Source organism: Chlorobiota bacterium (genome assembly GCA_016710285.1).
Taxonomy (GTDB): domain Bacteria; phylum Bacteroidota; class Ignavibacteria; order OLB7; family OLB7; genus OLB7.
This window is the reverse complement of record JADJXR010000001.1, coordinates 3,710,562-3,730,847: the sequence shown is the minus strand read 5'-3', so window position 1 is coordinate 3,730,847 and position 20,286 is coordinate 3,710,562. Positions and strand designations below refer to the sequence as shown.

Genomic DNA, 20,286 nt, shown 5'->3' with positions numbered 1-20,286 from the left:
TTAGGAAGGGTCACCAAGCAAGTTTTCCCAGAAAAAAAAACTGTCGTTCGGCACCGCTGCAAGTTTGTTGGTGTTCCGCTGTTGGGAAAGTATCACCGCCTCCCAAAAATATACGGCGATGCTGCGTTCTGTTGTGCGGTGGATATGCTTTTTGGCCTCAACGTCGCGCCGGTCGCCTTGACACATGGTGCTACCACCATTGGGGACTTTGTTCGAGGGGAAGGTCAGACGGACAGAAGGTGCTCCACCCGTGCAAGCAACCGAAAATAAATGCTGCCTGACTTCCAAGCCCCTTGCCACCCCATACGCGATCTTCTACGTTTCTTCCAAACCGCATATCCAAGCCATTACTGCGCAAGATGCCGAACGACGTAGATTGTCGGCGGGCAATAATACATTCATGGGAAAGTAGATGCAAGCAGTTTTTTTGCAGCCACGCTACAGCGTAAAAGCGTGCGGCAGCAGTTCGCGAAGCGTGGTGATGGCGGTGGCGTTGCTTCCTGCGGCAATCACGGTTGCCCCCGGCGCGTAGTCGTGAAGGAGTTGGCGGCAGATTCCGCACGGCATGGTTGGCCCCTCCGTTTCGGTGGCAATGGCAATCGCCCTGAAGCCGCTTTTCCCCTGCGACAACGCCCCTACCAGTGCCGAACGCTCGGCGCAAATTGTTCCGCCGTAGCTGCTGCACTCCACGTTAATCCCCGTGACAATGGTGCCATCGCCACACAGAAGCGCGGCGGCAACGCGGAAGCCGGAGTATCGGGCTTGGGCAAGGGGAAGCGCCGCGCGGGCCGCATCCACCAACGGTTGATATTCTGGGTTCATCAAAAAAATCTGGTTGGCCGGGAGAATTGGTACTATCCTTCTTGATCCGTCGCCACACCTTCCCCGTTCGGGGTCGCGCCAATGCTCACCGCTCCCCAAACATCATCACCTTCCCCTCGTTATTCAACGCCTCTATTGCTTGGTTCCAACGTGGGAATTGGTCGCTTTCATAGGTGTGTGTTCTGATCTCGGTTGCAAGAAGTTTGCTTTGCTTCATTGCGTCTTTATGCGCTCCCGAATGGGCAAACTCCTTCAGTGCCTCCTTGCTCTCCCATGCCGTAAGCGTGTAATGGAGATAGCCAAAGCCTCTGTTCCTCAGCTTCACAAAGCCAGGCTGTTTCATTGCTTGGCGCGAGATTTTCATCCCGAATAGGGTGAGCTTGAAGAAGCCGGTGAGCTTCCGAAGACGCAGCGACGTAACGGTGATGTACATGAGAGAATGGATAGACAGACGTTGAGTAAGGATTCTCCGCAGCTACGGAGAAGTCGGTGCGGAACGGCCCAGAAGCCATTCATCACAACACCGCTTTTTCGATAATGGTGTCGCGCAGCCAAAGCGCGTCGTCGGTTTCGGGGTAGTCGGTGGTGAAATGTAGGCCGCGGCTCTCCTTCCGCATCAGCGCGGCTTCAACAATCAGCAGCGCGGTTTCGGCAATGTTCCGAAGCTCAATCAGTTCAACCGTGATCTTTGTTCGGCGGAAATACTCCTCGATCTCATCCCGAATCAGCCGCACACGCCGCGCAGCGCGGACCAATCGGGCGTTCGAGCGGACAATCCCCACAAGGTCCCACATGATCTGCTGGATTTCGCGGCGGTCGTGCTCCACCACAATCCATTCCTCGGTGTTGAACATCCCGCGGTCGTTCCACAAAGCGATCTCTGGATATGCCATCTCCCCGCCGCACCACTCCTCCTTGATTTTATTGAACGCCCGATGGGAGAACACCAACGCTTCCAACAGCGAGTTGCTTGCCAATCGGTTCGCGCCGTGAACGCCGGTGCAGGAGACCTCGCCACAAGCATACAGCCGGTTGATTGAGGTCCTTCCCCAAAGGTCCGTTTTCACCCCACCGCACTGGTAGTGGGCCGCTGGCACAACGGGGATCGGCATTGTCCGAACGTCAATGCCAAGCGCGGCGCACTCGGCTTCGATGTTGGGGAAGTGTTGTTGGAAGTCGTCGTAGGGGATGTGGGTGACGTCAAGCAACACGCTGGGTTCGCCGCTCCGTTTCAGCTCGGCATCAATGGCGCGGGCAACGATGTCGCGCGGGGCAAGCTCGGCACGGTGGTCGTAGCGCGGCATGAACCGCTCGCCAGAACGTGTGCGAAGAATTCCGCCATGCCCCCGAACCGCCTCGGTAATCAGGAACGTCCCCCCCTTCCGCTCCGGCGCGTACAGGCTTGTTGGGTGGAATTGAACGAACTCCATATCGGCCAACACTGCCCCGGCGCGGTAAGCCATTGCGTAGCCGTCGGCGGTGGCAATGGCGGGGTTGGTGGTGTGAAGATAGACCTGGCCACACCCGCCGGTGGCCAGCAGAACCCGCCGCGCAAGGAACATCTCAATCTTTCCCGAGCGGTTGTTCAAGGCATAGACCCCGTAGCAGTTCCGGTGGCGCACGCCCATTGTTCGCGCCCCCGGGATGTGATGCTCGGTGATAAGCTCGACGGCGGTGAAATACTCCAGCATGGTGATCCGCGGGTTATCGGCCACGGCCTGCAGCAGTGCGCGCTCCACCTCGCGCCCGGTCAAATCGGCGGCGTGGACGATGCGATTCCGGGAGTGGCCCCCTTCGCGGCCAAGATCAAGCGAACCATCGGCCTTGCGGGTGAACTCCGCCCCCATGGCAATCAACTCGTTAATCCGCTCTGGGCCTTCGTTCACCAGCACTTCCACCGCCTGGCGATTGCATAATCCTGCACCAGCAACCAAGGTATCTTGAAGATGCCCTTCGGCGGTGTCGGTCTCCTCCATCACTGCGGCAATTCCCCCCTGGGCGTAGTTCGTGTTCGATTCGGCCCGCTCCTTCTTGGTGATGATGGTGACGCTCCCCAGCGCAGCCGCCTTCAGCGCGAACGTCAGCCCGGCAATGCCGGACCCAAGAACAAGGAAATCGGAGGTGTGACGTGTGCTCATCAAGTTGTTTGGAAAGGGTTGCAAGCTATCATGCGCCGCAGCTGCGCTCCCCAACTTCACACTCCAACTCCATTTTCCAACTGCACGTTCCGGCGTTCAATCTTCACGGTTTGCGGTATCTGTTTGGCCGCAATGCCAGCAGCCGATCGTAGATTTTCTTCTCCCCCCCGTTTTCGGTTGGGCGGTAATAGACCTTCCCGCGAAGCTCCTCGGGAAAATACTCCTGCTCAACAAAGCCGCCAGCGAACTCATGCGGGTAGCGATACCCTTTCCCGTATCCCAACGATTTCATCAGCCCTGTTGGAGCGTTGCGGATATGGAGCGGCGGGGCCAAGTGGGGATAATCGCGGGCATCCTTCAACGCGGCCTCAATCCCCACGTAGCTGGCGTTGCTTTTCTGGGCTGCGGCCAGCCACGTCACCCCTTGTGCAAGAATGATCCGCCCTTCCGGCATTCCCACACGCTCCACCGCCAGCATCACGTTGGTTGCAAGAGTGATGCCGTACGGGTCCGCATTGCCGATATCCTCGCTGGCAAGAATAATCAGCCGCCGCGCAATGAACAGCGGGTCCTCGCCCGACTCAATCATCCGCGCCAAATAAAAAAGTGCGGCATCGGGGTCGCTTCCGCGAATGCTTTTGATAAACGCGCTGATGGTGTCGTAATGCATCTCGCCAGCCTTGTCGTAGAACTGGCGGCTGCTGAATGCCGCGCGGATAACATCGCCGGTGATGGTGGTGGCGTTTGCCGGAAGAAGGTCGCGGGAAAGCTCAAGCCCGGTAAGAAGTTTGCGGCCATCGCCGCCGGAAAGGAGCTTCAGAAGGTCGCGGTCCTCAAGGGTGATGCCGTGCAGGCGGTCGTCCTCGGCAAAAGCGCGGACAATCAGTTGGTCCAGAGCCTGGGAAGAAAGGGGGTGAAGTTTGAAGACCGCGCTGCGGGAAAGAAGCGGGGCAATTACCTCGAACGACGGGTTCTCGGTTGTGGCCCCAACCAACGTCACCCATGCTTCCTCCACCCCTTGCAGAAGTGCGTCCTGCTGGGCTTTGTTGAAGCGGTGGATTTCATCAAGAAACAGCACCAACTGCTGGCCTTCGCGCTGCATCGCCTTCCCCTGTTCCAGCACTGCCCGAACATCTTTCACCCCTGCGGAAATTGCCGACAGCTGCACAAACTGGGCCCCAACGGACGCGGCCAGCAGCTGGGCAATGGTGGTTTTACCAACGCCCGGCGGTCCCCAAAAAATCATTGAACGGAGCGCGCGGCGTTCCACCATTCGCCGCAGCGGGCAGCCCTGGGCCAACAGGTGATCTTGCCCAACAACCTGGTCCAGCGTGGCAGGGCGCATCCGCACAGCAAGCGGTTGCAGATGATGGTGTTCTGGCATAAACGGAGATGAAAAACTGGCAAGGCCTGATAACCAAGCCCGCTGGCTTACTCAACCTTCACGATAAACGATTGGCAACCGCAGGCAGCGGCGATTTCTGCTTTGTGGTTGTCGGCCTCCTCCAGCGTTGAATAGGGGCCAACAATCACCGCGTACTGCTTCTTCCCCTCGATGAATTTCGGCAAGGCATAGACTTGCAGCTTTTTTTGCTGAAGCTCGGCAACGCGTGGTTGGGCAGCCTCCTTGGAAGGGAACACGCCAACCTGCAACGCATACCCATGCAGCTTGCTTACGTCCGAATCTGATGCCGGCGGCGTTGGGGCCGCTGGCTTGCTCACCGTCTTGGACGTGCTGGCTGGCTTGGATGTGCTGGCTGGCTTGGATGTGCTGGCTGGCTTGGTGGCAGTGGATGTTGACTTGGACGTTGCTGGCTTGGAAGAAGCCGGCTTGGAGGTTGTTGATTTGGAGGTTGTTGATTTCGCCGCCGTGGAAGTTTTTGAGGTTGCGGGCTTTGTTGTTGTTGCGGGCTTCGTTGTTGAAGCCGGCTTCGTTGTTGATGTTGTTGTGCTGCTTGGCGTTGCCGTTTTCGTGCTGCTTTTTGGCGATGCTTTGGTTGCAGTGTCGCGGCGGACGGTGGATTGCGCGCCGCCGCCAGATGACGTTGCTGGCCTGCGAACCTGCGAGCGGGCAGTGTCGCTCTTTGAAGTCGCTCCGGTTTTTGGGGAAGCTGCCGGGGTTTCCGGCACTCGCCAATCTTTCACCGCCGCAATGGAGTCCTGCGTGGATAGCGCAAGAGGTGAGCGGGGGTAGTTGGATTTCAGCATTCCAAGCCACGTGTGCGCCCCTGCCGAATCGTGGTTAGCGGCGTAGCGGCAGGCCAGCGCGGCGGCGGCATCATCGGCCCAAGCGCCCCCGGGGTCCAGCGCGATAACTTCGCGGTACAGGTTCAGCGAGCGGTCGTCGGGGGTCATCTCCCCGCGAACAAACAGCACCACGGGGGAAAACCTTGCTTGGCGGTCGGCTTTTAAGCGATCAATCAGGGTGTAGGCGGTGTCGCGTTTTGCTTTGTTGCCACTTTCGTACAGCTTCAGAATGGCAAGGGATTGTTCCTCGTAGGTCCCCTGCGCCACTGCACCATTGGCGGCAACGATGCACGCCAGCAATGCAAGAATCACGGTAACTCTATTCATGCGTTTCGGTGGGTTGTGTGTGTTCTTGGTATCCATCAACAATGTTCATCGGCAGGCACTTACAAGGCAACCGACAACTCTATCGGGAACTCCCTGGGAAGCCCGTTGGCATCCACCACGGAGCCAAAAAGCGTGGCCGCCGTTGCGCGGTGGATTTTCACGTTCACGTACTCCCCAATCTGCTCATCGCCATGCCGGAAGATCACCACTTTGTTGGTGTCGGTGCGCCCTTTCCATTCGGCGGCATCCTTCTTGCTTTCGCCATCCACCAGCACCTCCTCAATCGTCCCAACGTGGCGTTGGTTGTTCTCCTCGGCAATCTTCCGCTGAAGATCAATGATCTCCTCCAACCGTGCGGCTTTCACTTCTTCTGGAACGCTATCCCCCATTGCCCACGCTTTGGTGTTTTCGCGGGGGGAGTATTTGAACATGTATGCGCCGTCGTACCGGACACGCTTCATCAGCTCGATGGTTTGCCGGTGGTCGTCGTCGGTCTCGGTGGGGAATCCGGCGATGATGTCGGTTGACAGGGAGGCGTTGGGGATCCGCTCGTGAATCTTGGCAATCCGCTCAAGGTAGTGTTCGATGGTGTAGGTCCGGTTCATCAACTGCAGCATGCGGTTGCTGCCGGATTGCACAGGGAGATGGATGTAGTTGCAGATGTTCGCCCGGCTGGCCATCGTCTCAATCAGTTTGTCGGACATATCCTGCGGGTGCGAAGTGGTGTAGCGGATGCGGATCAGCGGGTCAACATCGGCAACGGCGGCAAGAAGATCGGCGAAGTCGCGCCCTTCCCAGCGGTAGCTGTTCACGTTCTGGCCCAGCAACGTCACCTCGCGGAATCCATGCTCGGCCAATCCCTCCACCTCCTTCACGATTGACTCCAGCGAACGGCTCCGCTCGCGCCCACGGGTGAAGGGAACCACGCAGAAGGTGCAGAACTTATCGCACCCCCGCATCACCGAAAGCCATGCGGAGATCCCCTCGGTCCGGAGCGGGGTGATGTCGTCGTAGGTTTCCACGCGGCTCAGTTTTACGGCCAAGCCTTTGGTTCCGAACTGGGCCTCGCTTACCAGCTCCGGCAACGCGCGGTACTCATCGGGACCAACAACCACGTCCACAATGGAGCCTTCGTGAATCAGCTTGCGGCGCAGGCGTTCGGCCATGCAGCCAAGCACCCCAACCACCATTTCCGGCTTTTTCTTTTTGTGGAAAGCGATGTGGCTCAATCGTTCGTGGATCCGCTGCTCGGCGTTGTCGCGAACGGAGCAGGTGTTCAGGAACACGACATCGGCGTGCTCGATGCGGTCGGTGGGCTGGTAGCCCTCGCGGTTCATCAGCGACAGCACAATCTCGGTGTCGGCTTCGTTCATCTGGCAGCCGTAGGTTTCAACATACACCTTCCGGCCAGCGGCTGGGCTTCCGGTTTCCGGTTGCAGTGGCGATTGCACCGTCAGCGGTGTTGTTTCGGGGAATGATTCGTTCATCACGTCGGTCATAATGGTCGGTTGATGCGGCTATCTTCTTACAAATACTGCGCGAAGTTATTGGGATTGCCATGCGCTGGGCAAGGTGGAATTTGGCTATTGAATAACGGTTACGATTCAGGGGGAAGCCCGTTACCCTGGGGCCTTCTCTGTTTGGCCAAGGGGTCATTCTGCGGCGCGATGCCGTCGTTCTCCGAATCGTCCGGGTCTTCATCAAGGTCGTCCGGCAACTCCATCTCTCTCCGTGGCGGAAGCCCTTGCAGCAGCATGATGATGAACATGGCATTGCGGCGAAGCTCTGCCTCGGTGCCATCGTTGCGGATCACGAAGTCGGCCATCTCCACTTTTTTTGCGGCTGGGATTTGCGCTGCGTCGCGCCGCTGAATTTCCTGGACCGATGCCGCGTCGCGGAGCGCGGCGCGTTGGTAGCGGATTTCCGGTTTGGCATCCACCACCACAATGTAATCGAATCGCTCGACCCCCCCGCTTTCGTACATCAGCGCGGCTTCGCACACCACCACCCGCTTCCCTGCGTTGGCCAGCGCAACCGCACGGCGGCCTTGCTCGGCAATGGTTCGCGGGTGAACAAGGTTGTTCATTGCCGCACGCTGCGCGGGGTTGCTGAAAATCTGCTCGGCAATCCAAGATTTATTCAACTCCCCATCGCGGTAGGCCATTGGGCCGAACTGCTGGATGATTGCTTGGCGCAACTCGGGGTCGTTGTTCATCAGCTCCTTGGCAATGGCATCGGCCTGCAGGACCGGAATTCCGTGCTCCTCCAGTATCTTCCCCACTGCCGACTTCCCCGAGCCGATGGAGCCGGTAAGCCCAACCAACACATACGGGACACCAGCATCGGGCTTGGTGTAATTTTGCGGAACGTCTTGCTTCATGGACCTGTGGAAAATGCTACGTTAGACCGCCGCAAACATAGCCAGATATGGCCTTTCACCGGCTGGCAATCGCGTAATGAACAACAACGATCCACGCACACACGCACGCCATCGTTCTTCCATGCCTTCGCCCATCTCCATCTACCTTGATAACCACGCCACCACCCCGGTGGACCCGCGCGTGCTGGCGGCAATGCTCCCGTGGTTTACCGAACAGTTTGGAAACGCTGCAAGCACCACCCACCCTTATGGCTGGAGGGCCGAGATTGCGGTGAAGCAATCGCGGGAGCTGATTGCCGAAGCAATCGGTGCGCAGCCGATGGAAGTGGTGTTCACTTCCGGGGCAACGGAGTCCGACAACCTGGCAATCAAAGGGGTGGCCGAAGCGTATGCCAGCATCGGGGACCATATCATCACCGCCGCCACCGAACACAACGCCGTGCTGGACACGTGCCGCTATCTGGAGCAACGGGGCGTGGCGGTGACCTATCTGCCGGTGGATGCCGAAGGGCGTATCAACCTTGATGAGCTTCAAGCGGCCTTCACCCAGCGGACGGTGCTGGTAAGCATCATGCACGGGAACAACGAGACCGGGGTGATTCAGCCGATTCAGGAGATTGGCGCGGCCTGCCGCCAACGGCGCGTCCTGTTCCACACCGACGCAACCCAAACGCTGGGAAAAATCCCGTTCGATGTGAACGAGCTGAACGTTGACCTTGCCTCCTTCAGTGCCCACAAAATGTATGGCCCCAAAGGGTGCGGGGCATTGTTTGTGCGCCGCAAGGGTCCGCGGGTCCAGATTGCGCCGCAGCTGCATGGCGGCGGCCACGAACAAGGGTCCCGTTCCGGCACGCTAAACGTTCCGGGGATTGTTGGCTTTGGCGAAGCGGTCCGGATTGCGGCGGCGGGGCTGGCAACCGAGCAAGCCGAAACGCAAGCCCTGCGCGACCTTCTGCTGGAGCTTCTCTCCAACCAAATCGGCGGGCTTCGGGTGAACGGTCCGGACCCGCGCACCAGCCCCGGGCTGCGCCTTCCCGGGAACCTCAATCTCTGCTTCCCCGCAACCGAAGCCGCTGCGTTGATTGGCGCGGCGCGGGGTGTGGCGTTCTCCACCGGATCGGCTTGCAGTTCGGCCAATCCCCAACCAAGCCACGTCCTGCGGGCAATGGGGCTAACGCCGGGCCAGCTGCGGTCATCGGTGCGGTTTGGGGTTGGGCGGTTCAACACCAAGCAGCAGATTCTTCAGGCCGCGCAGATTTTGATGCAAGCCGCTGGGGTTTCGCCCATTGCCTAACGCACTCCTTTCGCCTATCTTGCCAACGTTATGGATCGAAGAACGTTCCTCACCGGGTTGCATCGGCCTTCCCAACAATCAGCGGGAAGTAGCGGTCTTGCCTCTTCCCCTCCCAGCCTTGCTCCCTACTCTGGCCCTTGGAACCGCACCACCGCAGCGCATTTGCTTCGGCGGACGGTTCTTGCGCCAACCGTGCCGGAGCTGCAATCGGCCACGGAATCCACCATGAACGGGGTGGTGGACCAGTTGCTGACCCCTGCGGAAAATCTTCCCGGCCCCCCTCGGTTCGTGAACGAATGGCTGAAGGCGAACATCGTTCCGTGGAATTTTGCGGGGATCAACCCTGGCGTTTTTTACAACGAGATGCGCCGCTGGTGGTGCGGGCTGATGCTGCACAGCGGCATCAGCCTAACCGAGCGGATGACGCTTTTTTGGCACAACCACTTTGCCACCAACGAAGCTGCGGTGCAGGATGGGCGGTTCGTCTATCAGCACAACCAACTGCTGCGCCGCCATGCGTTGGGGAACTTCAAGGAGTTGGTCCGGCTTGTCACGATTGACAAGGCCATGCTGGATTTCCTTGATGGACGCTTCAACAAAAAGGACTACCGGCTGCAAGAAAACTACGCCCGCGAACTTCAGGAGCTGTTCACAATCGGCATTGCCGACAACAACGGGAACCCAAACTACACCCAGCAGGACGTTGTGGAAGCCGCACGGACGCTAACCGGCTGGGATTGGCTTGGCGACCACAACGCGGGGGTGGTCTGCAACATCCTTTCCGGCCACGACATCACCAACAAAACGGTGTATGGAAAGACCATCACCGGGAACATCAACGGCGGGCCGGAGCTTGCGGCACTGCTGGACATCATTTTTGAGAAAGAGGAAACCGCGCGGTATGTGATCCGCAAGCTCTATCGCTTCTTTGTTTACACCGATTCGCCGCTAACCCCGGTTGCGCCCATCAGCAGCGAAGTTGAAGAAGGGATTATTGCACCGTTGGCGGCAGCGTTTCGGCAAAGCGGGTGGGAGATTTCCACGGTGCTGCGGACGCTTCTCACAAGCCAGCATTTTTACGATCCGGAGATCATCGCTGCGCAGATTAAAAGCCCGGTGGACCACCTTGTCGGGACCGCGCGCGCATTGCGGACGGCGGTAATCGGCGGCGACCAATTCGACTACTTGATGCAGGCCATTCAGCTTCGGGCAACGCGACTGGGGATGGAGCTGCTTGCCCCACCCGGGGTGCAGGGGTGGCAGTTCTACCGCCCGTGGATCAGCACCAGCACGCTTCCGCAACGCCGCGCCGACACCGACGCGCTGATTGACGGAACCGACGTGACGATTGTGGATATGCTGAACCCGATCTTCACCGGCCCAATCTACCGCAACGGCACAACCAAGCTGAACGTGCTGGCCTACGCCAAGCAGTTCGCCAGCTTTGCCGACGACCCCGAGCAGCTTACCGCCGACATCGCCGAGCACCTGCTGGCCTACCCGGCATCGCCAAAAACGTTGGGGAAACTTCGCGACGCACTGCTGCAAGGGCAACCCGCCTACGAGTGGGCATCGGCTTCCGAGCAGGTGAAGGAAACGCGACTCCGTTCGCTTCTGAAAACCGTCATGCGGACCCCGAACTATCAACTGATCTAATTTTCAGCAGAGACATCCACCGATGAAACGCCGTTCTTTCTTGAAGTCAGCGGGCACCGCCGTAACGTTGCCATTGGCGTTGAACGGGTTGCGGTTCACCCTGCTTGCCCAAACCCCACAAACCGAACAGCTGCTACGCGCCAGCATCGGAAGCGACAAGGCGTTGGTGATTATCCAGCTTGAAGGGGGCAACGACGGGCTGAACACCGTGATCCCGGTGGAGGACAGCAACTACTACACCTTCCGCCCAACCATCGGCATCGCGAAAGATGCGGGGCTTCCGCTGGAGGGAAACCCACTGCTGCGGCTGCACCCGGCAATGTCCGGAATGCAGCGGATGTTCAACGATGGAGAGATGGCAATCCTGGGGAACGTTGGCTACGAACGGAACTCCTTCAGCCACTTTGAGGGGACCGAAAACTGGAACACCGCCTCGATTGCAGACTTCAGCCAGCGGCTGCAAACCGGTTGGGTTGGAAGGTTTTTGGTGGAGGAATTTCCTGGCTACCCGCAGGTCCTTCCCCAGGACCCGCCGGCGGTGCAGATCAGCGCGGCGGTTAGCTCCATTTTCTCCAGCAGCAACGGCTCCATGGCGATTTCGCTGACCGACCCGGCGGAGTTCTACGCCCTTGTGAACGGCGGCCCGGCATCGGACGATGAGCAAGGGCCCGATACGAAATCGGGGCGGGAGTTCAACTACGTTGCGTTGATTGGAAGCCAAGCGTTGGATTATTCGGAATCCATCCGGCGCGCAGCGGAGAAGGCAACGAACAAGGCAACGTATCCCGCCGAAAGCGCGTTGGCGGCATCGCTGGCAATCATTGCACGGCTGATTGCTGGGGGGTTGCAAACCCGTGTCTATCTGGTGAAACTTGGCGGGTTCGACACCCACGCCAACCAGCTGGCGCGCCAAGCCGCATTGCTGCAAGAACTTAGCGAAGCGATTGCAGCATTTATACAGGACGCGCAGCAGCTTGGAATTGCCGACCGCGTGGTGGGGATGACCTACAGCGAGTTTGGCCGCCGCGTCCGCGAGAACGGCGGCGGGACCGACCACGGCACGGCATCGGCGCACTTTGTTTTTGGGAAATTGGTTGCCGGCGGAGCAATCCACGGAGGTCCGCCCAACCTGGACGATTTGGCCGGCGGCACAAACCTGAAACACGCCATTAATTTCCCCTGCTACTACGCCTCGGTGATTGGGCCGTTGTTCAACATCCCACCAAGTAGCCTGGGAACGATTTTCCCGCTTGGCCTGTGCGACACGCTTCTTCCACTCTACAACCAACAACCGACAGGGGTCCAGGACCTTCCGGACCAAGAAACTCCTGAGCGAATGGACTTGCAGTAACAACGGTAGCCGTCCCGATTGAATCGGGGTCGTGGCCGAAGCGGTAGCCGCCCCGACATTCGTCGGGATTGATAAAAGGTCTTTAGCCTTCGGCGTCATCTGACTCGGCAGGCTAAAGACCTGCCGCTACCTGTTCTGGATCGGAGCCGAAACAGGGTAGCCGCCCCGACATTCGTCGGGATTGATAAAAGGTCTTTAGCCTTCGGCGTCATCTCGGCAGGCTAAAGACCTGCCGCTACCTGTTTTGAATCGGGGTCGAAACCTGACTTCGTCGGGAATGATTATGGCGCAGATCATAGGCGTTGCCGTGCCCATCTACGTATCATGCAACAGGCGAGGTAGCGCGCACTTCAAGGTGAGGCTACTCAGGCCAGATCAACAACGTGAGATCAACCAATCACAATCAACATACAACCATCATGAACTCAACAGAAATGCTTGACACCGCGCTGGCCAACGGCCACGCAACGGGGACGGACGCAGGGCTAACGTACATGTCCGGCTTCGGCAACGAGTTTGCCACCGAGGCATTGGCCGGCGCGCTCCCAATCGGCCAGAACTCGCCGCAACGCCCCCCCTTCGGGCTGTATGCCGAGCAGATCAGCGGCACGCCATTCACCGCGCCACGGGGGCAAAACAAGCGGGATTGGTTTTACCGCATCCGCCCATCGGTGGTGCATAAGCCCTACCGCCAAATTGACCAGCGGTTGATCCGCAGCACACCGTTCAGCGAGGTCCCGATCACGCCAAGCCAGCTGCGCTGGGACCCGCTCCCCATTCCAACGGAGCCGACCGACTTTGTTGACGGCATCGTCACAATGGCGGGGAACGGCGATGCGGCGATGCACTCCGGCGTGGGAATCCACCTGTACGCCTGCAACCGCCCGATGGAAGGCCGCTACTTCTACAACGCCGATGGCGAAATGCTGATTGTTCCGCAATCGGGGCGGCTGCGGCTGCGGACCGAGTGCGGCGTGATTGAGGTGGAACCGTGCCAGATTGCCGCAATCCCACGCGGCATCAAGTTCTGCGTGGAGCTGCCCGACGGCCAAGCGCGCGGGTATATCTGCGAGAATTACGGAACCATGTTCCGCCTTCCCGATCTTGGCCCGATTGGCGCAAACGGGCTTGCAAACCCCCGCGATTTTCTTACCCCGGTTGCGGCCTACGAAGAACGCGAAGGGGAATTTGAGATGGTGGCAAAATTCCAGGGTGGGATGTGGGCGGCAGAAATCGGCCACTCCCCTCTTGACGTGGTTGCGTGGCATGGGAACTACGCGCCGTACAAGTATGATCTTCGCCGTTTCAACACCGTCAACACCGTAAGTTTCGACCATCCCGATCCTTCAATTTTCACGGTGCTGACGGCTCCATCGGAAATTCACGGAACCGCAAACTGCGACTTTGCGATTTTCCCGCCGCGCTGGATGGTGGCCGAACACACGTTCCGTCCGCCGTGGTTCCACCGCAATTTCATGAACGAATTCATGGGGCTGATTTATGGCGAGTACGACGCAAAAGCCGAGGGATTTCTCCCTGGCGGATGCAGCCTGCACAACTGTATGTCGGGCCATGGACCCGACGCAGCAACCTATGAGAAAATGACGACGGTTGACCTGAAGCCCACCAAAATTGATGGCACCATGGCCTTCATGTTCGAGACCCGGTTTGCCTGCCGTCCAACAAAATTCGCGATGGAAACCGACCTGTGGCAGGGAAATTACTTCGAGGTATGGCAAGGCCTAGGCAAAACCTTCGACCCGAGCAAACGGTAAGAGAGCACGCAAAAAAAAGACAGGCCGCAGCGGTTGCTGTGGCCTGTTTTTTTTAGGGGGAGTTGATAGTCTATCAACCGACCTCGATCGTTAAAACCCCTCATCACTCCGGCAGCGGCACAAAGTCTGTTTCGCCGGGGACGGGGGTGAATTTGCCTTCGCGCCAGTCCGATTTGGCTTGCTCGATCCGTTGGCGCGAGCTGGAGACGAAGTTCCACCAGATGTGGCGTGGTCCATCCATTGCCGCCCCGCCAAGCATCAGCACCCGCGCTGGGCCGGCGGCTTTTATTGCCACGGCAATCCCTGGCTTAAACACCAGCATTTCGCCCGATTGATATTCATGCCCGTCGGCATCAATACGAACCTTCCCTTCCAGCACGTACAGCCCACGCTCTTCCTGCTCAATCGGCATTGGAAGGATTGCTCCGGCGGCCAAATGAACATCGGCGTAGAAGGTTTCGGAGAGCGTTGCCACCGGCGAGCGTTCGCCGAACAGCGTGCCGATAATCAACCGCGCGTGCTTCCCTTCCCCTTCAAGCACCGGCAACGATTCCGCGCCATGATGGACGAACGCCGGGGCCGATTCTTCGTCCCGCTCCGGCAACGCAACCCACGACTGAATCCCGAAATATTTCCCGCCAAACTGCCGCATCCCCTGGGACAACCGCTCGGAGTGGACAATCCCCTGCGCGGCGGTCATCCAATTCACATCCCCGGGGCGGATCATCTGCATGGTTCCCAAGCTGTCGCGATGCATGACCTCGCCATCAAACAGATAGGTCACCGTTGCCAAGCCGATGTGCGGGTGGGGCGCAACGTCCAGCCCTTCCCCGGGGCGAAGCATCTCCGGACCCATTTGGTCGAAAAAGATGAACGGGCCAACCATCCGCCTTTTTCGGAACGGAAGCAACCGCTGGACCTTGAAGCCCAGGGCAATTTCGCTGGTTCGTGGAAGGATCACGATGTCGAGCGCGGGATTCGCGGACGAATCGGGAAGCGGCGGTTCAGTGGGAACGTGCGGCATGGTTTGGGAACAAGCATTGGTTGACGATGCGGGGAATATACAGCCATCCCCCTTCCTGCAAACCTACCCGATGATTCCCCTTCCTTTGGCCCCCTTCCCCTTTACATAATTCGTAATCCCCCCCTCTGTTCGGCTTCTTGTATTTTGGCGGCACTTCTTTTCCAGATAGCTGTTCACATCATTCAACAACCAGCATGACCGAGCCAGCAACCAACGAACAACTTGCGGTGGCAACTCCGCAGAAAAACCAGCTTGACGAACGTGGCCTTCTTCGCTACGGCGCGATGCTTATTGATGGGGCATGGGTGAACGCCCTTTCCGGCGAAACCTTCGACGCAATCTACCCAGCCACCGGGAAAACCATTGCCCACGTTGCCAGCGCATCCGCCGCCGATGTTGACGCGGCGGTGAAGGCCGCACGCCGTGCGTTCGAGTCGGGCGCGTGGCCAGCAATGAACGGCAGCCAGCGGGCAAAACTCCTTTGGAAGATTGCCGACTTGATGGAGCAAAACATCGAGGAACTTGCCGAGCTTGAGACGCTGAACAACGGCAAGCCGTTGCTGGAATCGTTGCGGGTGGACCTTCCGCAATCCATTGCCTGCTTCCGCTACTTTGCCGGATGGTCAGGGAAGGTGATGGGCCAGACGATTGAACCCGAAGCCCGCGCCAACGCTATCTGCTACACCCTTCGCGAGCCGGTTGGCGTGTGCGGGCAGATCATCCCCTGGAACTTCCCAATCCAAATGGCCGCTTGGAAAATTGCACCTGCGCTGGCCTGCGGAAACACCGTGGTCATCAAGCCTGCCGAGCAGACCTCGCTCTCCATTTTGCGGCTTGGCGAGTTGATGATGGAGGCCGGATTGCCGAACGGCGTGATTAACATCATTACCGGTTTTGGCGCGACCGCTGGGGCAGCGTTGGTGGAGCATCCCGAGGTGGATAAGATTGCGTTCACGGGATCGGTAGAGGTTGGGAAAACCATCATGCGGAGCGCGGCGAACACCTTGAAGAAAGTGACGTTGGAGCTTGGCGGGAAATCCCCGAACATCGTTTTTGCCGACTCCAATCTGGAGCTTGCCGCCAAGTACGCGCTGAGCGGAATTTTCTTCAATCAGGGGCAGATGTGCACCGCCGGAAGCCGGATTATGATTGAGCGTTCGGCACGCGACCAGTTCATGGAGGTCCTGACTTCACGCGCAAAGAAGATGGCTGTTGGCGACCCACTGAACATGAAGACCCGCATGGGTTCGCTGATTAGCCAGGAGCAGATGGACCGCGTGCTGGGCTATATCGAGAAAGGGAAACAGGCAGGGGCGGCGCTTGTTGCCGGCGGCGAGCGTGTGGGAACCGAAGGGTACTTCGTGCAGCCAACGGTGTTCGATGAAGTTCAGCACGAAATGGAGATTGCCCAAGAGGAGATTTTTGGCCCGGTGGCATCGGTCATCACCTTCGAGGATGTGAACGATGCGTTGCGGATTGCCAACGGGACCCGGTTCGGGCTGGCGGCTGGTGTCTGGACCAACGACATCAAGAAGGCACTCACCTTTGCCAAGAACGTCCACGCGGGAACCGTCTGGGTGAACACCTACAACATGACCGACAACGCGCTGCCATTTGGTGGATACAAGGAATCTGGCATCGGTCGCGAGCTTGGCCCTGCGGCGTTGGAGATGTACACCCACACCAAAACCGTTTGGGTTGAGTTAGGGTAGCCTTCCAAGTCAATACGGAATCACTGGATCACCGGTAGCCGCCCCGACCTCCGTCGGGGTTGATAAAAGGTCTTTAGCCTTCGGCGTCTCGATACTCGGCTCCGACACTCGGCAGGCTAAAGACCTGCCGCTACCCTTTGGGTGCTTGGTCCCGGTGCTTCACCGGATCACTGGTAGCCGAAGGTCTTTAGCCTTCGGCGTCTCAACACTCGGCCCCGACAAAGGTCGGGGCCGCTACCCTTCGGGTGCTTGATCCCGATACTCGGCAGGCTAAAGACCTCTGCCGCTACCCTTCAGTCACTGGGCCCCGACAAAGGTCCGGGCCGATACCCTTTGGGTGCTTGGTTCCGATGCTTCACCGGATCACCGGTAGCCGAAGGTCTTTAGCCTTCGGCGTCTCAACACTCGGCCCCGACAAAGGTCGGGGCCGCTACCCTTCGGGTGCTTGATCCCGATACTCGGCAGGCTAAAGACCTGCCGCTACCCTTCAGTCACTGGGCCCCGACAAAGGTCGGGGCCGATACCCTTCGGGTGTTTTTCAATGGAGCCGCGAGGCGATCAAGTTCATAAACTCGGTTCGGGTTTCCACTTGATTTTTGAAGACCCCAAGCATGGCGCTGGCGGTGGTTGCGCTGTTCTGCTTTTGGACCCCACGCATCATCATGCACATGTGCGATGCCTCGGTGACAACCGCCACGCCCAGCGGCTGAAGGTGCTTCTGGATGGTCTCGGCAATCTGCTGCGTCATCCGTTCCTGGACCTGCAGCCGCCGCGAGAAGACATCAACAATGCGGGGGAGCTTGGAAAGGCCAACGATCTTCCCGTTGGGGATGTAGGCGATGTGCGCTTTCCCGAAAAACGGGAGCATATGATGTTCGCACATGCTGAAGAAATCAATATCCTTCACCACCACCATCTCATCGTAGCGTTCCTCGAACACGGCGTTGTTCAGCACCTGCTCGATATCCATCTGGTAGCCGTTCGTCAGGAATTCCCAGGCTTTGGCCACGCGGTGCGGCGTGCGGATCAGCCCCTCGCGGTTCGGGTCCTCGCCAATTAAATGCAGCGTCTCATGGACGATCTCCTCCAGCCGTTCCCGCACTCCGGAATCGGCACTGGAGCCGTCCGGCAGGGCGTGGCCATTATTGTGGTCGTCATCATCGTGAAGAAAGGCCGGCGACTGGTTGGCCGTGCTTTTGCGGTACGGGATACCATGATGCGTCATGCCTGCTCCTCCTGAAATTTGGCCTGAAATTCCGCGCTGAAACGGGGGATGGAAACCGGCTCGCCGAAGTACTCCACGAAGTTATTGTCCGACTCGAACACCTTAATGGAGTGAAGCGTCCCGGCATCAATTTTTGGCGCAAGGATGTCCCAAAAAACGATTGCAAGATTTTCGGCGGTGGGGATTATTCCTTGCAAGAACTCCACATCCACGTTCAGATGCTTGTGGTCCACCTTGTCAAGGATTTCCCGTTCCATCAGTTTTGCCAGGCGTTTCAGGTCAATCACGTATCCGGTTTCTGGGTCGGGAATTCCCTTCACCGTCACCTCGATAACGTAGTTGTGGCCGTGGCCGCTTGGGTTGTTGCACTTGTCGAAAATCGCCTCGTTCTGCTGGTGGCTAAACGTGGGATTGTACAGCCGGTGTGCGGCGGAAAAGTGCGCTTTACGTGTGACGTATACCATGTGCAGCGTTGATTAGTATTACGTGTATTCTTCCCCGGGTGCTTGGTCGTTCCGTTCGTTCCCGTGTGCGTGGGAATCGCTCAAGATGGCGTTTCTTTTTCGGTTGTTCCCCCCTCGGTTACTCCCCGCTCAATCGCCTGTAAAATAGTCAGCGCGGCCAGCCCCGCGCCGAACCCGTTATCAATGTTCACCACGGTGATTCCGCCGGCGCAGCTTGTCAGCATTGCCATCAGCGCGGTGAAGCCGCCAAGCGCGGCCCCGTAGCCAACGCTTACCGGGACGGCAATCAGCGGCTGCGGGAACATCCCCCCCACCACACTTGGCAACGCCCCTTCCATCCCGGCGGCAACCACCAGCACGGCGGCCTCGGCAATCCGTTGTTGCTGTTGCAGCAAGCGGTGCAATCCGGCAACGCCAACATCGTAGATGCGGTCCACCGCCGCGCCAAAGGTTTCCAGCGTGGCGCAGGCTTCTTCGGCAACGCGGCGGTCGCTGGTTCCGGCAGCAATCACCGCCACCCGCCCCGGGAAACGGACCGGAATCGGCGGGCCAATCCGAAGCGTTTGGGCAATCGGGTGATACTCCCCGGGAAGCTCGGCAAGCACAATCGCCGCCGCCTGCGGGGAACAGCGCGTGCCAAACGCAAGCCCGTGGTGCTGGAACAACGCACGGGCAATCGCCAACACCTCCTCCGGAGTTTTCGACTGGCAGAAAATTGCTTCCGGGAAGCCACGCCGCCGCACGCGGTCAATATCCACCCGCCCGAACTCCCCCACCTGAACCGCCCGCTCTTCTTCCTGCAACTGCTTGGCCGCATCGCTGGCCGAAACCGTGCCGATGCGGACCGATTCCAACAACTGAAGCAACTGGATTGGGGTCATCGGGAAGGGAGTTGGATTTGGGTGAGAGTTTCGTTCAGCGCGCCGGACCGGAATCCGCGCAAGTCCAGCGAAACATAGGCATACCCCGCCGCACGCACGGCATCATCAATCTGGGCAGAAAGCTGCAACGCACGCTGGAAATCGCTTGGAGGAAGCTCAATCCGCGCCACGTGGTCGTGGTGCCGAACGCGCAGCTCGCCAAACCCAAGCCGGCGCAGTGCCGACTCCGCGCGGGCAATCTTTTCAAGGATTTCACGGGTGATCGGCGTGCCGTAGGGAACCCGCGAGGAGAGGCACGGGGCCGACGGCTTATCGTGGTTCGGCAAGCCGTACTGCTCGGCCAATTGGCGCACCTCAGCTTTGGTGATCCCAAGCTCCAACAGCGGCGAGCGCACCCCTTGCTCGGCAGCGGCTTGGCGGCCCGGGCGGTAGTCGCCAGCGTCGTCGGCGTTGCTTCCGTCCAGCACGGCGTTGTATCCGTTTTCATTGGCCACGTGGCGCAGCCGGGCGTACAGGGCATCCTTGCAGAAGTAGCAGCGGTTGGTTGGATTGCTGGCGTAATTGGGGATGTCAAGCTCGTTGTAATACAACCACTGATGGGCGATTTCCAACTGCTCGGCAACCTGCGAAGCCAGCAGAAGATCATCGGTGGTGATGGTCTCGGTCACGGCCGTCACCGCCAGTGCGTTGCTTCCCAGTGCAGACTTTGCCGCCGCCGCCACCACGCTGGAATCAACCCCGGCGGAATAGCCAACCACTGCCGTGCCGTAGCTGGCAATCAACGATTCAAGGCTGGAGCGAAGCTCGGTAAGGGAACGGTTCATCATGGATTGTTAATGGGCAGCAAGCTACACAACCCCCTATGCCGGAAACGCAACATTCCGTAGGTGGGCGGCGGCGGGCGAATGGAGCGGAACAAGCCTGCTGTTATTCGGATTCTTTACACTTCCCCTTTCTCTATCATTCTTCAAACTTCCCCGTTTCCCCGTA

The 20,286-nt window shown here is 58.9% G+C and carries 18 protein-coding genes; 5 read left to right on the top strand and 13 right to left on the bottom strand.

The window, feature by feature from the left end:
• The 8 genes from IPM61_13870 to IPM61_13835 form a co-directional block, all read right to left on the bottom strand.
• A complete protein-coding gene (locus tag IPM61_13870) occupies window positions 1–186 on the bottom strand; it encodes a hypothetical protein (protein MBK8912405.1) in 186 nt (61 codons plus the stop codon).
• A 252-nt stretch (window positions 187–438) separates the two neighbouring features.
• Window positions 439–822 carry a cytidine deaminase gene (locus IPM61_13865; GenBank protein ID MBK8912404.1) on the bottom strand — a complete coding sequence of 128 codons (384 nt, stop codon included), beginning with the start codon at window positions 820–822 and terminating at the stop codon, window positions 439–441.
• Window positions 823–907: 85 nt separating this feature from the next.
• Window positions 908–1,255 (bottom strand): DUF3291 domain-containing protein, encoded by a 348-nt coding sequence (locus IPM61_13860; protein ID MBK8912403.1) that lies wholly within the window; start codon window positions 1,253–1,255, stop codon window positions 908–910.
• Between the two features lie 82 nt (window positions 1,256–1,337).
• Window positions 1,338–2,960 (bottom strand): L-aspartate oxidase, encoded by a 1,623-nt coding sequence (gene nadB / locus IPM61_13855; GenBank protein MBK8912402.1) that lies wholly within the window; start codon window positions 2,958–2,960, stop codon window positions 1,338–1,340.
• A gap of 103 nt (window positions 2,961–3,063) precedes the next feature.
• Window positions 3,064–4,344 (bottom strand): replication-associated recombination protein A, encoded by a 1,281-nt coding sequence (locus IPM61_13850; GenBank protein MBK8912401.1) that lies wholly within the window; start codon window positions 4,342–4,344, stop codon window positions 3,064–3,066.
• Window positions 4,345–4,391: 47 nt separating this feature from the next.
• Window positions 4,392–5,534, bottom strand: a complete 1,143-nt coding sequence (locus IPM61_13845; protein MBK8912400.1) for an SPOR domain-containing protein — start codon at window positions 5,532–5,534, stop codon at window positions 4,392–4,394.
• A gap of 59 nt (window positions 5,535–5,593) precedes the next feature.
• Entirely contained in the window at window positions 5,594–7,021 is a 1,428-nt protein-coding gene (gene miaB / locus IPM61_13840) for a tRNA (N6-isopentenyl adenosine(37)-C2)-methylthiotransferase MiaB (protein ID MBK8912399.1), read from the bottom strand.
• A 110-nt stretch (window positions 7,022–7,131) separates the two neighbouring features.
• On the bottom strand, window positions 7,132–7,914 hold the full coding sequence (locus tag IPM61_13835) for a dephospho-CoA kinase (protein MBK8912398.1): 783 nt from the start codon (window positions 7,912–7,914) through the stop codon (window positions 7,132–7,134).
• A 121-nt stretch (window positions 7,915–8,035) separates the two neighbouring features.
• Between IPM61_13835 and IPM61_13830 the strand changes: the two genes are divergently transcribed.
• The 4 genes from IPM61_13830 to IPM61_13815 all read left to right on the top strand — a co-directional run bounded on the left by IPM61_13830 (window position 8,036) and on the right by IPM61_13815 (window position 13,990).
• A complete protein-coding gene (locus IPM61_13830) occupies window positions 8,036–9,208 on the top strand; it encodes an aminotransferase class V-fold PLP-dependent enzyme (GenBank protein MBK8912397.1) in 1,173 nt (390 codons plus the stop codon).
• A 192-nt stretch (window positions 9,209–9,400) separates the two neighbouring features.
• Window positions 9,401–10,864, top strand: coding sequence for a DUF1800 domain-containing protein (locus IPM61_13825; protein ID MBK8912396.1), 1,464 nt, complete (start codon window positions 9,401–9,403; stop codon window positions 10,862–10,864).
• A 22-nt stretch (window positions 10,865–10,886) separates the two neighbouring features.
• Complete coding sequence (locus IPM61_13820) at window positions 10,887–12,215, top strand: DUF1501 domain-containing protein (GenBank protein MBK8912395.1); 1,329 nt, start codon at window positions 10,887–10,889, stop codon at window positions 12,213–12,215.
• Window positions 12,216–12,649: 434 nt separating this feature from the next.
• Window positions 12,650–13,990 carry a homogentisate 1,2-dioxygenase gene (locus IPM61_13815; GenBank protein MBK8912394.1) on the top strand — a complete coding sequence of 447 codons (1,341 nt, stop codon included), beginning with the start codon at window positions 12,650–12,652 and terminating at the stop codon, window positions 13,988–13,990.
• Between the two features lie 103 nt (window positions 13,991–14,093).
• Here IPM61_13815 and IPM61_13810 read toward each other — a convergent pair whose 3' ends face one another.
• On the bottom strand, window positions 14,094–15,014 hold the full coding sequence (locus IPM61_13810; GenBank protein MBK8912393.1) for a pirin family protein: 921 nt from the start codon (window positions 15,012–15,014) through the stop codon (window positions 14,094–14,096).
• A 194-nt stretch (window positions 15,015–15,208) separates the two neighbouring features.
• On the opposite strand from IPM61_13810, the gene IPM61_13805 reads away from it, so the two are divergent.
• A complete protein-coding gene (locus IPM61_13805; protein MBK8912392.1) occupies window positions 15,209–16,726 on the top strand; it encodes an aldehyde dehydrogenase family protein in 1,518 nt (505 codons plus the stop codon).
• Window positions 16,727–17,264: 538 nt separating this feature from the next.
• Here IPM61_13805 and folE read toward each other — a convergent pair.
• The 4 genes from folE to larE all read right to left on the bottom strand — a co-directional run bounded on the left by folE (window position 17,265) and on the right by larE (window position 20,123).
• A complete protein-coding gene (folE, locus tag IPM61_13800; GenBank protein MBK8912391.1) occupies window positions 17,265–17,951 on the bottom strand; it encodes a GTP cyclohydrolase I FolE in 687 nt (228 codons plus the stop codon).
• Entirely contained in the window at window positions 17,948–18,415 is a 468-nt protein-coding gene (locus IPM61_13795; GenBank protein MBK8912390.1) for a 6-carboxytetrahydropterin synthase, read from the bottom strand. The genes folE and IPM61_13795 overlap by 4 nt, the downstream gene beginning before the upstream one ends.
• A gap of 80 nt (window positions 18,416–18,495) precedes the next feature.
• Window positions 18,496–19,296, bottom strand: a complete 801-nt coding sequence (larB, locus tag IPM61_13790) for a nickel pincer cofactor biosynthesis protein LarB (GenBank protein ID MBK8912389.1) — start codon at window positions 19,294–19,296, stop codon at window positions 18,496–18,498.
• Window positions 19,293–20,123, bottom strand: coding sequence for an ATP-dependent sacrificial sulfur transferase LarE (gene larE, locus IPM61_13785; protein MBK8912388.1), 831 nt, complete (start codon window positions 20,121–20,123; stop codon window positions 19,293–19,295). The genes larB and larE overlap by 4 nt, the downstream gene beginning before the upstream one ends.
• Between the last annotated feature and the right edge of the window lie 163 nt (window positions 20,124–20,286).